Source organism: Flavobacterium sp., from assembly GCF_965657075.1.
Taxonomy (GTDB): Bacteria; Bacteroidota; Bacteroidia; order Flavobacteriales; family Flavobacteriaceae; genus Flavobacterium.
Genome location: NZ_CBFHMV010000025.1, coordinates 15,946 through 28,859, shown reverse-complemented (window position 1 = coordinate 28,859; position 12,914 = coordinate 15,946). Strand labels below are relative to the sequence as shown.

Genomic DNA, 12,914 nt, shown 5'->3' with positions numbered 1-12,914 from the left:
CGTAACAGAATTAATTCTGTTACGATTTAACTATATTTGAATTATTAACGAGTCAACCTTTTTTAGGACAACTCATTATTGTAGCTTTTATTTTCTTTATGATTTGAGGCACTTTTTTATTTTCAAAATCTAAATCAACAGCTATTTCATTTCCTTTTTTGGTGTATTTTAGAGTGCCTTTTGTAACTTTAAAAAAACCAGTTTGACCTTTACAAAAGCATAATCTTCCATATAGCATTTTTGTATCTTGTAATTCCTCATCCGTGAGGTTTAATTGATTTACATCATTTGAAACTTCAAAAGCAATTTCTTCTTTATAATAGGCATCCTGCAAATCTTTTTCAAAATTTCTGTCGTATTTGTAATAAATAACAGAAGTATTTTCATTGTCTTCTAACAAATAATAATTGCTGCCAAAATCATCTGTTTTTACAACAATAGATTTGTTTTTTATAACTTCAATACTGCAAATTCCATCTTCTGGACAATTTGAATCAGATAGGTTTATTTTTTTTGCTTCAACAGCTGTTTTATCGTTGTCGGTTATTTCTTTTTTTGGAGCACAAAATGACACTATTAATCCCAAAGGAATAAATAATAATTTTTTGCTAATAATCGAATTATTTAATTTCGGAAAGATCATTAGGGTTGATTTCATTTTTTGTGTTTTTTAATTAGTTAAAACAATTATTAAGCCAATTGTACTTTATTTGCCGTTAAATTCATTCATGGTGTTATTTAATCCCGAAAGAACAAACGAAGTAATAATTTTGGAACTGACTTCAAGACGTTCTCCTAAAGCGTTCTTTTCTTCCTCATTCCATTCTCCAAGAACATAATCCACTTGTCTGCCTTTTTTAAATTCATCACTAATGCCAAATCTAAATCTAGGATATTCTGTAGAATTTAATAGCAATTGAATGTTTTTTAAGCCATTATGACCTCCATCACTGCCTTTGGTTTTGATTCTTATAGTTCCAAATGAAATATTTAAATCATCAGTTATTACCAACATGTTTTCTTTGGCAATATTTTCTTTTTCCAACCAATATTTAACAGCTTTTCCACTCAAATTCATATAAGTATTTGGTTTTAACAACAAAATAGTTCTTCCTTTTATTTTATATTCGGCCAACTCACCAAGCTTGACCGTTTGGTAATTTAAATTTTCTTTTTGAGTAAAATAATCTAGAATTTTAAAACCAATATTGTGACGTGTGTTTACATATTCGGAACCTATATTTCCTAAACCAACAATTAAAAATTTCTTCATTGGATCAACTGTTTCTGTATGTTTTTTATTAAATATTTTGAAAAACCATTTCATTGGGTAAAGGTAGTTTTTTTTGAAGTGTTTTAAAAAAGACTTTTTTACAAAAAAAAAGCATCAGCGTTAAACTGATGCTTTTTATATAAATTGGAAATAAAATTATTTCTTTTTTGCTGGAGTTGCTTTTGCAGCTTTTGCAGCTTCTTGAGCGGCTTTCATAGCAGCACGAGAAATTCTTACTTGACAAACAACAGTGTTGTCTGGGTGCATGAATTTAAAGTTTTCTGCTGGTAATTTTGTAATGTATAATTTGTTACCCATTTCTAATGGAGTAATATCTGCTTCTACAAAATCAGGTAGGTTTTTAGGTAAGGCTTTTACTTTTAATCTTCTTTGAGCCAAACGTAAAACTCCACCAGCCATTACACCAGGAGATTTTCCTATAACTTTTACAGGAACTTCCATGATAACTTCTCTATCGTCTTGCAATTGGAAGAAATCAATATGTAAAATTTTGTCAGAAACTGGGTGAAATTGAATATCTTGTAAGATAGCGTCAATTTTTTTACCATTTTCTAATTCAACTACAACAGTATGTGCATTTGGAGTGTAAACCAAACCTTTAAATGCTCTTTCATCAGCTGTAAAATGCACTGGTTGGTCGCCACCGTATATAACACACGGAACCATTCCAGCATCACGTAAGGCTTTTGTTGCTTTTTTACCTACGCTTTCTCTTTCTTGTCCTTTAATCGTAATCGATTTCATTTTAATAATATATAGTTAATAATAATTTACATTAAAAATTTTCCACTAATGGAATTGTTGTGTTGTACCATGTGCATAACTTCTGCAAATAGCGGTGCACAACTCACCACTCTTATTTTTTTAGACTCTTTTTTTAATGGAATTGAATCGGTTACAATTAACTCCAATAATTGAGAATTCTCTATTTTTTCATACGCATCACCAGATAGAATAGCATGTGTACAAATGGCTCTAACACTTATGGCTCCTTTTTCAATCATTAAATCCGCTGCTTTTGCTAACGTTCCACCGGTATCAATCATGTCATCTACTAAAACCACATTTTTTCCTTGTACATCACCAATAAGTTCCATAGTATCTATAACATTGGCCACTTTTCTTTGCTTGTAACAAATTACTACATCAGATTCTAAAAATTTAGAATATGCATAAGCTCTTTTTGAGCCACCCATATCAGGAGAAGCTATTGTTAAATTCTCTAAATTTAAACCTTTTAAATAAGGTAAAAAGATGGTTGAAGCAAACAAGTGGTCCACAGGTTTCTCAAAAAAGCCTTGTATTTGATCCGCATGTAAATCCATGGTCATAATACGAGTAGCTCCAGCAGTTTCAAGTAGTTTTGCAACTAATTTAGCTCCTATTGGCACTCTTGGTTTGTCTTTTCTGTCTTGACGAGCATATCCAAAATAAGGAATAACAGGAGTTATATGTCGCGCGGATGCTCTTTTTGCTGCATCAATCATTAACAATAATTCCATTAAATTATCTGCTGTAGGAAATGTAGAGCAAACAATAAATACTCTTAAACCTCTTATAGATTCTTCGTAAGACGGTTGAAATTCACCATCACTATATTTTGAGAACGTAACTTTACCTAGAGGAACACCGTACTTTTCAGCAATTTGTTCTGCTAAGTGTACACTTTGGGAACAAGCAAATATTTTTGCTTCAGGTTCTTGATGTGACATTTTAATTTGTTGTTTTATTCCGATGCTTTACCTGATTTTAGCTAAGAATTTCTTTTTAACTTTATTTGTGTATTTGCCTCGGATGTAGTTAGTTAGTTGTGTGTCGTGTTAACGAGCTGCAAATTTAGAAATTAATTTCAACTCTGAAAGGATATTTTAAAGTATTTTTGTTATTTGTTTGAAATTATTATTACATTTGCAATCCTAATTTATAGCAGCCTTGGTGGCGGAATTGGTAGACGCGCACGACTCAAACTCGTGTTCTTCGGAGTGTGGGTTCGATTCCCACCCAAGGTACAAGTTAAAAACCTCTCATTACTGAGAGGTTTTTTTATATACTTTTTATTACATAAGTAACTATTCCCCAAATAATTAAATCGTTTTCAGGAGAGACTTTTATGGGTTTATAATTAGGATTTTCGGGCATTAAAAAAACAGCTTCTTCTTCTATTTTTATCCTTTTTACTGTAAATTCTCCATCAATGAAACAAACTGCTACTTTGTTGTTTTTAGGTTCTATACTTCTGTCGATTACTAAAATATCACCATCATCTATTCCTGCTCCAGTCATTGAATTTCCGCTTGCTTTGGCATAAAAAGTAGCTTCTTTGTTTTTAACTAAAACATGATCTAAACTAATTTTACTTTCATCAAAATCGGCTGCTGGTGATGGAAAACCTGCTTTTATTCCACTAGAAATATAGGGAAGTTCGATCTGATTTTCTAAATCTGGAATAAAGAATTGTATTTTTTGATTCATTTTTTATTTTTTCACTAATTCGCATTTTTTTTGGAACACAGATTTAACGGATTAGACAGATTCTCACAGATTTTTTGTCTGTTTTCTGAAAATCTAACATCTGAAAATCAGTTTTCTTAACATTTTATTTCTAAAATATCCTTAAAACTAGTAGTGTACTTTCTAGACAAATGGTTTTGCTTCATTTTCCAAGTATGCTCTAAGTCTTGATTACCTAATTTTATTTTACGTTCACCCGTTTTTTTATGAAAATGATCCATTACTTTCATTAAGGCTTGATGTTTTGGATTTTCTTCTTCAAATAAATGAAATTGCTTTTGGTTTTCAGGAATAATTTCAGTCACAATAACACCTGCTTTTTTATAAATGGCTCCTTCTTCAAAAATTTCTTTAAGCATTTTGATTGCTAAGTTACTGATTGTGATGTTTGAATTACTAGCAAAAGGTAGAGTTTCTAGCTTGTAAAAATTGTAACGTTGACTTTCTATTTTGTATTTATCTTTTCGTAAGTATAAAATTACACCGTAACAACAGGATTTTTGTTTGCGTAATTTTTCGGCACAAACCGTTGCAAAGGTGGATACACGTTCTTTCATTGCATTGAAAGTAGTTATGTTTCCTTCAAAACTTCTGGTGATGGCTATTTGTTTTTTTTGAGCTGGAGCATCTTCTAGCAATAAAACAGATTTTCCTTCTAATTCATATTTTAAACGTAAACCCACAACACCCATTTCTTTTTTGATGAAACTTTCGTTGTGAGATAAGGTAAAATCGTAAGCAGTTAGAATGTTTTTGGCTTGCATTTTTTTGGTTAATCGAAAACCAATTCCCCAAACATCTTCAATTTTAGTCCATTTTAATGCTTTGATGCGTTTTTCATCGGTATCAATCACGTAAATTCCTTGTGTGCGTTCTTGGTATTTTTTGGCAATTTTATTCGCAACTTTAGACAAAGCTTTAGTAGGAGCAAAGCCAATGCAAACCGGAATACTCAACCATTTGTGGATTCTGGTTTTGATTTGAATTCCGTAAGCGTGATAATCTTCGATGTTCATTCCGTCAAAGTTCATAAAAGATTCATCTATACTATAAACTTCTACATTTGGAGTATAAGCTTCTAATATTTTCATTACACGATTGCTTAAATCTCCATAAAGAGCATAGTTGGAAGAAAACACTTTTACATTGTGCTGTTTTAGTTCATTTCTAACTTTAAATTCAGGTGCACCCATTGCAATACCTAAAGCTTTTGCTTCATAACTTCGTGAAATAATACAACCATCATTATTAGATAAAATAACAACAGGTTTGCCAACGTATTGCGGTTGAAAAACACGTTCGCAAGAAGCATAAAAATTATTACAATCGACTAAAGCATACATTTTACAAATTTAAAACATATCTGAATCGATTGAGAAGAACATCCGTTAAAATTATGCACAAAAAAAAGCTCTGCAATTGCAGAGCTTCTGTACTTGGGTAATCAAAAAATAATATATATTAGTCTTCGATAACTACAACTTGTGCAGCTACTTTACCTTTTCTTCCTTCTTCTTCTTCGTAACTAACGCTTTCGCCTTCAGTTAATGATTCAACTCTCATTCCACTTGCGTGTACGAAAATGTCTTTTCCTGTTTCATCATCTGTAATAAAACCGTAACCTTTTGATTCATTGAAGAACTTAACTTTTCCTGTTCTCATTTTGTAATGTAAAAATAATTAATAATCCTCAAAGATAATTTTTTAATTGACATAAAAAAGGTTTTTCTACAGAAATTTATTGATTTTCAGTATTGTTATCTTCTTTGAAGTTAAAATTAAGCTCGTAATCTTTCAATTTTTTGTTTCGATATCTATGATAAATGAACACTGGCATTAGGATAAAAGCGAGTACTAACACTCCAATGCCTACCCATTTGTCACCTTCGGTATTGCCATTATTTTTGTGATAGTATCCGAAAGCAATTAACCCAAGAACAATTAAAAATAATATTCTAACTAAATATTTCATTACGATCTCAATTTGATGTGTAATTCTTCCAACTGTTTTTCATCAATTTTAGAAGGTGCATCAATCATTACATCTCTTCCTGAATTATTTTTAGGGAAAGCAATAAAATCACGGATGGTTTCTTGTCCACCTAAAATAGAAACCAATCTATCTAAACCAAAAGCTAATCCTCCATGAGGTGGTGCTCCAAATTCAAAAGCACTCATTAAAAAGCCAAACTGAGCTTGTGCTTCTTCTTTGCTAAATCCTAATAAATCAAACATTCTTGATTGTAATTCTCTATCATGAATACGGATAGAGCCACCACCAATTTCGTTTCCGTTTAAAACCATATCATAGGCATTAGCTCTTACTTTTCCTGGTTCGGTTTCAATAAGAGACATGTCTTCCGGTTTTGGAGAAGTAAAAGGATGATGCATGGCATGATAACGACCACTTTCTTCGTCCCATTCTAATAAAGGAAAATCTACAACCCATAATGGTGCAAATTCATCGGATTTACGTAATCCTAATCGTGTAGCAACTTCCATACGAAGTGCCGATAATTGAGAACGTGTTTTATCTGCAGGTCCAGAAAGGACTAAAATTAAATCACCTGCTTTTGCATTGGTAGCTTCTGCCCATTTTTTTAAATCATCTTGGTCGTAAAATTTATCTACAGATGATTTGAACGAACCATCTTCTTCACATTTTACGTAAACCATTCCTGATGCACCAACTTGAGGACGTTTTACCCATTCAATTAAGGCATCAATTTCTTTTCTTGTATAATTAGCGCAGCCTGGAGCAGCTATACCAACTACTAATTCGGCAGCATTGAATACTGGAAAATCTTTATGTTGTGCTACTTCATTTAACTCACCAAATTTCATTTCAAAACGAATATCTGGTTTATCGTTACCGTAGGTTTTCATAGCGTAATCGTACGTAATTCTTGGGAATTTATCTACTTCTACACCTTTAATTTCTTTTAATAAATGACGTGTTAAACCTTCAAACATATTTAAAATGTCTTCTTGTTCCACAAATGCCATTTCGCAGTCAATTTGCGTAAATTCTGGCTGACGGTCTGCACGTAAATCTTCATCACGGAAACATTTCACAATTTGAAAATACTTATCCATTCCACCAACCATCAACAACTGTTTAAAAGTTTGAGGTGATTGCGGTAAAGCATAAAACTGACCTTCATTCATTCTACTTGGTACTACGAAATCACGTGCACCTTCTGGAGTTGACTTGATTAAATATGGCGTTTCTACATCACAAAAACCTTGGTCAGAAAGGTATTTTCTAACTTCCATAGATACTTTATGACGAAAAAGTAAATTGTTCTTTACAGGATTTCTTCTAATATCTAAATAGCGATATTTCATACGAATGTCTTCACCACCATCAGTGTCATCTTCAATAGTAAAAGGAGGTAATTGAGCTTCGTTTAAAATAGTAAGTTCTGTAACTAAGATTTCAATGTCACCAGTAGACATATTTGGATTTTTTGAAACACGTTCAATAACCGTTCCTTTGACTTGAATAACAAATTCTCTACCTAAAGACTTTGCAAGTTCAATAACGGATTTGTCGGTTCTTTGTTCGTCAAAAATTAATTGAGTAATTCCGTATCGATCGCGTAAATCTACCCAAATCATAAATCCTTTATCTCTTGACTTTTGAACCCATCCTGCAAGGGTTACCTCTGTATTGATGTGTGAAGCATTTAATTCTCCACAATTGTGACTTCTGTACATTGAAAAATATTTTTATTTTGAACCGTTTGACTTTTGGCCTTGGTTGCAAAAGTAATATAAAAATGAAAAAGTTTGAAGAATTGTTATATTTAATATAAATATTAGCATGGTTATTGTTTAACTTAATTGAAACTTATATTTTTACCTAAATTAAAAACCTATTTTTATGAAAAAAGTAACTTATTTATTACTGTTGTTTACAGTATTTTCTTTTGCTCAGAATACTGAAAAAGTAAAGACTAAAATAACAGCAAAAATTGAAAACAGAAACAGCGATACATTGAGTATTTACGGAAATCAAAGATTTTTACATACTATAGTTGTTAATGAAAAAGGATTGTTTGAATCTGAATTTGAGTTCACTCCAGGCTTGCACCAAATGTATGACGGTTCTGAAGCAGCATTTGTATATTTAGAAGCTGGAGACAACTTAATAATTGATGTTGATGCTGCAAATTTTGATGAAACTTTAAAATTTCAAGGAAATTCGAGCAAAGCCAATAATTATTTAGCGGATAAAACAAAGAAAACGAAGAAATTTGAAGAATTGGCCTTTTCTAAAGAGGAAGCTGAATTCAAATCATTATTAGAAGCTAAAAAGGTTACTGATCAAAAAGATATTGATGCTTCTGAAACTTCTGAGGATTTTAAGAAAATGATGGCAGAAATGTTGAAAAGTGAATACTTTTACATGGAAATGAGTTATAATGAAGAGCGAATGATGGCAAAATTAAAAGGACAACCATCGCCAACTTTTGCTTATGAAAATTATAAAGGTGGCGTTACTAAATTAGAAGACTTTAAAGGAAAAATTGTTTATATTGATGTTTGGGCAACATGGTGTGGACCTTGTATTGGTGAAATTCCTTCTTTAAAAGCTTTAGAACAAAAGTTTCATGATAAAGATATTGTATTTGTGAGTATTTCTATTGATAAGGCAAAAGACAAAGATAAATGGAAAGCGATGATTGAGAAAAAAGAATTGGCTGGTGTTCAGTTATTTGCTGATAATGATTGGAACTCACAATTTGTAAAAGATTACGGAATTCAAGGTATTCCAAGATTTATTTTAGTAGGAAAAAATGGAGAAGTTATCAATGCAAGTGCCGATAGACCTTCTTCCAGCACCATTGAAGATGTTTTAAATGAATTAGTTAACTAATATTTGACAATAAAAGGCCAGTTTTTACTGGTTTTTTTATGCTTTTTTTGCCAATGTTACCAAATTGTTAAGAAAAAGTTTTTTTATTGTAAAACTTTGCATATATTTGTTATCAGAATATTAACCTATTAAATGTAATGAAGATGAGAAAAGTAGTAATTTTAGCAGTATTATTGGTTTCGGGAGTGTTTTTTGCTCAAGAAGTAAAACCAAAATTTGAAATAGTTGGAAATGAAGTTAAAGCAACATATTATCACGATAACGGAACTGTAAGTCAAGAAGGAAATTATTTAAACGGCAAACTGCAAGGAGTTTGGACATCTTTCAAAGAAGATGGTTCTAAATTGGTAGTTGGGGAATATAATAACGGAGAAAAAGTTGGAAAATGGTTTTTTTGGAGTGATGAAACTTTAAGTGAAGTGGATTACACTAAAAATAATATTATTGATGTTATTAAATGGTCTAAAGATGCTTTAGCTAAGAATTAAATTTTTACAATTATAAATAAAAAGGCTCTTGTTATATTTTAACAAGAGCTTTTTTATTTTAGTTATTTTATACAATTATTGAGTACACAAAATTTATCCAGTTGATTTACAAATTCAAATTTTATAATGTAACATTAGATGTCTTTATAATGATTTTAATATTGCTTATTGTATATTAACATTAAAAGCTCTTTAAAATGAATTAAAGAGCTTTTAATGTTAATATATTACTATTAATTAACCACCAATTTCTTGAATGGTCTTTGAATGATCTCTTCTGTTTTTTAAACGATTTTTGAATCGGTTTACTAAATAGAATAATACAGGAACAACAATCAATGTTAAGAATGTAGCAAAGATTAATCCGTAAATTACTGTCCAAGCTAATGGTCCCCAAAAGATTACGTTGTCTCCACCCATATAAATATTTGGATTTCCCGAAGCAAATAAACTGAAGAAGTCAATATTAAATCCAATCGCTAATGGCACTAATCCTAAAACAGTTGTAATTGCTGTTAACAATACAGGTCTTAAACGGGCTTTACCACCTTTAACAATAGCTTCAAAAACATGTTCGTTGCTTAACAGTTCTTTTTTATCCACACCAAGTTCTTCTCTTTTTCTGGCAATTAACAAATCGGTATAATCGAGCAGTACCACACCATTATTTACAACAATTCCTGCCAAAGAAATAATTCCCATCATGGTCATCATAATTACGAAAGGTTTTCCGGTAATCATTAATCCTAAAAATACACCAATAAAACTCAAGAAAACAGCAACCATAATTATTGCAGGTCTTGAAACCGAATTAAATTGGAAAATCAAGATTAAGAAGATCAAGAATAAACCTGTAAATAAAGCTCCCATTAAGAATGCCATTTGTTTTCCTTGTTCTTCTAATTGTCCTGTATAATCAAATTTGACCGTTTTTGGAGCATCAAAAGAAGCCATTTCTGCTTGAATTTGAGCCACAACAGCACCAGCATCTGTGTAACCAGGAGCTAAAGCAGAATATAGAACTACAATTCTGCCCGAATGCTTGTGTTTGATGGCACTGAATGAAGAGGTATTTTTTTGACTGGCGATTGTTGAAACCGGAATTTCTTTAATTTGTCCAGAAGCCATATCTCTAAATGTGATATTTTGATTGAAAATAGCACTTTTGTTGTATCGATTCTCTTCGTTAAATCGAACATAAATATCATAATCTTCACCATCTTTTTTGTAAACACCAGCTTTTTCACCAAAAATAGAACGTCGCAATTGATTGCCAACTTGACCTGCTGCAACACCTAATTCTCCTGCTTTTTCTCTATCTACAACCACTCTCATGGCAGGTTTGTCTTTGTTTACATCTACTTTTAATTCATCAACACCAGGAATATTTTTGGTATTTAAATAATCCTTCATCCTTTCAGCAGTTGTGATTAATTCGGTGTAGTCGTCACCTTTAATTTCTATGTTAATTGGATAACCTGCTGGAGGACCAACAGCATCTTTTTCAACAGAAATTGAAACTCCCGGATAAATGTCTTTTAAGGAAGCTTGAATTTTTTTACGTAAATCTTCAGAATCTCTACCATTTCTAAATTTGAATTCTTTCATTGAAATAGTGATTTTTCCTTTGTGAGGCATTTCTGCAGAAGAACCACCATCTGTTTGAGGATTTCCTGCACCTTCGCCCACCTGAGCTACACCATTTTCAACTAAATAATTTTGTTTTGCACTTTCATCATCGGTATAAACAAAATCGGTATCATCCAACACTTTATAAACACGTTGTTCAATAGATTTAGTAATTTCATTGGTTTTTTGAATATCAGTTCCTTGCGGATATTCGATGTAAACAATGATTTGATTTGGTGTATTATCGGGGAAAAACTCCACTTTAGTTCTTCCACTTCCAACACTCCAACCAAAATACAACATTAAAACCGCAAAAAACATTACAACCATTCCGATAATGGTCGCTACAGGTTTTCTTCCTGATAAGAAGTAACGCAAAGCTTTTTCGTAAAAATTTTCTAAACGAGTTAGTAATTTATTTTGGAACGAAATAGTTAATCCTTTAATCACATATTTATACAACCAAAACATGATTGCTGTAAAAATCATTAAAGAGCCTAGAGCTTTAACGGCTCCACCAAATAATAAAATTAGAGTTCCAAAACCACCTAATATGATGGATAAGCGAATTAATTGTTTTTTTGAAACTATTTTTTCATTAATATCCATGAATTGAGACACCAAAACCGAATTGAAAAAGATTGCCACAAATAAAGACGAACCTAATACAACAGATAATGTTATTGGGAAATAAATCATGAATTGCCCCATAGTTCCAGGCCACATTCCAAGCGGAACAAACGCTGCAACTGTGGTTAAAGTCGAAATAATAATAGGTAATGCAATTTCGCCAATTCCTTCTTTAGCAGCTTTGATGCGACTCATTCCTTCTTCTTCCATCAAACGATACACGTTTTCTACTACAACAATTCCGTTATCAACTAACATTCCTAATCCCATAATTAATCCGAACAAAATCATAGTATTCATGGTATATCCTAAAGCGTTTAGAATCATGAACGACATAAACATCGACATTGGAATGGCAAATCCTACGAAAAGGGCATTTCTAAATCCTAAGAAAAACATTAAAACACCAACAACCAATATAATTCCGAAAATGATATTATTTACTAAATCATCTACTTGATTCAAGGTTCTTGACGATTGATCGTTAGTTACAGAAACTGTTAAATCAGCAGGAAAATGATTAATTTTAGCATCTTCTAAAATGGTTTTAATTTTTTCAGTAGCTTCAATCATATTTTTACCAGCACGTTTTTTTACGTCTAGCATTACAACACTTTTACCAAATTCTCTAGCAAATGTAGTTTTGTCTACTTCTTTAAATTTTACTTGAGCAATATCTTTAAGATACACAGCACCACCTTGAGTTTTTACAACAAAGTTTTCTAAGTCAGAAGGATTTTCAACTTCACCTAAAATACGGATGGTTCTTCTTTGTTCGTTAGCCACTAAATTTCCGGCAGACATAGTTACGTTTCCATTTCTAACGGCATTGATTACGTCATCAAAACTTACCTTGGAAGCCATCATTTTGTAAATATCTACAGCCACTTCCACTTCTTTGTCTTGTGCCCCACGAATATCAACTTGTTTAATTTCTTCTAAAGCTTCAATTTCGTCTTCTAAATATTCTCCAAAAACTTTTAATTGTTCAATTGGATAATCCCCTTGAAGATTGATGTTAAGAATTGGTACTTCTTCTGAAATATTTAAATCAAAAACATTAGGTTCTACTTTTGCACCATTAAAAGTAGGCCAATCTTCACCACCAGTTTTGGTGTCAATTTTATCTTTTATTTTTTGTTTAGCAGCTTCAACAGTGATTTTTTCATCAAATTCTACCGTGATAATTCCGTAATCTTCTTGCGAAGTTGAAAGGACTTTAACTACGTTACTTACGTTTTTGATTTCTTCCTCTAAAGGATCTACAATTAAGCGTTCAATATCTTCAGCTGTATTTCCTGGATAAACCGTACTGATGTAAATTTTGGTTTCTTTAATTTCAGGAAAATCCTCTCTAGGCATGTTGTAATAAGCCGATAATCCTAAAAATAAGATGATTACCATCATTACATAAACGGTCATCTTGTTCTCAATAGCCCAAGAGGAAAGTTTAAATTCATTATTATTTTGAGTACTCATA

The 12,914-nt window shown here is 31.6% G+C and carries 12 protein-coding genes and 1 tRNA gene; 3 read left to right on the top strand and 10 right to left on the bottom strand.

Annotated features, from left to right (window positions below):
* Positions 1 to 52 precede the first annotated feature (52 nt).
* The 4 genes from ACTF56_RS11540 to ACTF56_RS11525 all read right to left on the bottom strand — a co-directional run bounded on the left by ACTF56_RS11540 (position 53) and on the right by ACTF56_RS11525 (position 3,006).
* Positions 53 to 658 carry a hypothetical protein gene (locus ACTF56_RS11540; RefSeq protein WP_438967062.1) on the bottom strand — a complete coding sequence of 202 codons (606 nt, stop codon included), beginning with the start codon at positions 656 to 658 and terminating at the stop codon, positions 53 to 55.
* 48 nt (positions 659 to 706) lie between these two features.
* Entirely contained in the window at positions 707 to 1,273 is a 567-nt protein-coding gene (gene pth, locus ACTF56_RS11535; protein ID WP_438967061.1) for an aminoacyl-tRNA hydrolase, read from the bottom strand.
* A gap of 156 nt (positions 1,274 to 1,429) precedes the next feature.
* Positions 1,430 to 2,038 carry a 50S ribosomal protein L25/general stress protein Ctc gene (locus ACTF56_RS11530; RefSeq protein WP_438967060.1) on the bottom strand — a complete coding sequence of 203 codons (609 nt, stop codon included), beginning with the start codon at positions 2,036 to 2,038 and terminating at the stop codon, positions 1,430 to 1,432.
* Between the two features lie 26 nt (positions 2,039 to 2,064).
* Complete coding sequence (locus tag ACTF56_RS11525; RefSeq protein WP_438967059.1) at positions 2,065 to 3,006, bottom strand: ribose-phosphate pyrophosphokinase; 942 nt, start codon at positions 3,004 to 3,006, stop codon at positions 2,065 to 2,067.
* 217 nt (positions 3,007 to 3,223) lie between these two features.
* On the opposite strand from ACTF56_RS11525, the gene ACTF56_RS11520 reads away from it, so the two are divergent.
* A tRNA-Leu gene (locus ACTF56_RS11520) sits at positions 3,224 to 3,303 on the top strand.
* 34 nt (positions 3,304 to 3,337) lie between these two features.
* Here the strand turns inward: ACTF56_RS11520 and ACTF56_RS11515 are convergent.
* From ACTF56_RS11515 to aspS, 5 genes are all read right to left on the bottom strand, one after another.
* A complete protein-coding gene (locus ACTF56_RS11515) occupies positions 3,338 to 3,766 on the bottom strand; it encodes a LexA family protein (RefSeq protein WP_438967058.1) in 429 nt (142 codons plus the stop codon).
* A gap of 116 nt (positions 3,767 to 3,882) precedes the next feature.
* On the bottom strand, positions 3,883 to 5,148 hold the full coding sequence (locus ACTF56_RS11510) for a Y-family DNA polymerase (RefSeq protein ID WP_438967057.1): 1,266 nt from the start codon (positions 5,146 to 5,148) through the stop codon (positions 3,883 to 3,885).
* 118 nt (positions 5,149 to 5,266) lie between these two features.
* Positions 5,267 to 5,467: a cold-shock protein gene (locus ACTF56_RS11505; protein WP_026717616.1), complete on the bottom strand. Its 201-nt coding sequence runs from the start codon at positions 5,465 to 5,467 to the stop codon at positions 5,267 to 5,269.
* Positions 5,468 to 5,543: 76 nt separating this feature from the next.
* Positions 5,544 to 5,777 carry a hypothetical protein gene (locus ACTF56_RS11500; RefSeq protein ID WP_438967056.1) on the bottom strand — a complete coding sequence of 78 codons (234 nt, stop codon included), beginning with the start codon at positions 5,775 to 5,777 and terminating at the stop codon, positions 5,544 to 5,546.
* Positions 5,777 to 7,525 carry an aspartate--tRNA ligase gene (aspS, locus tag ACTF56_RS11495; protein ID WP_438967055.1) on the bottom strand — a complete coding sequence of 583 codons (1,749 nt, stop codon included), beginning with the start codon at positions 7,523 to 7,525 and terminating at the stop codon, positions 5,777 to 5,779. The genes ACTF56_RS11500 and aspS overlap by 1 nt, the downstream gene beginning before the upstream one ends.
* A 166-nt stretch (positions 7,526 to 7,691) precedes the next feature.
* On the opposite strand from aspS, the gene ACTF56_RS11490 reads away from it, so the two are divergent.
* Together ACTF56_RS11490 and ACTF56_RS11485 are read left to right on the top strand one after the other, a co-directional pair.
* Positions 7,692 to 8,687: a TlpA family protein disulfide reductase gene (locus ACTF56_RS11490; RefSeq protein WP_438967054.1), complete on the top strand. Its 996-nt coding sequence runs from the start codon at positions 7,692 to 7,694 to the stop codon at positions 8,685 to 8,687.
* 143 nt (positions 8,688 to 8,830) lie between these two features.
* On the top strand, positions 8,831 to 9,175 hold the full coding sequence (locus tag ACTF56_RS11485) for a toxin-antitoxin system YwqK family antitoxin (RefSeq protein ID WP_438967053.1): 345 nt from the start codon (positions 8,831 to 8,833) through the stop codon (positions 9,173 to 9,175).
* A gap of 237 nt (positions 9,176 to 9,412) precedes the next feature.
* Here ACTF56_RS11485 and ACTF56_RS11480 read toward each other — a convergent pair whose 3' ends face one another.
* Entirely contained in the window at positions 9,413 to 12,913 is a 3,501-nt protein-coding gene (locus ACTF56_RS11480; RefSeq protein ID WP_438967052.1) for an efflux RND transporter permease subunit, read from the bottom strand.
* Position 12,914: the final 1 nt, after the last annotated feature.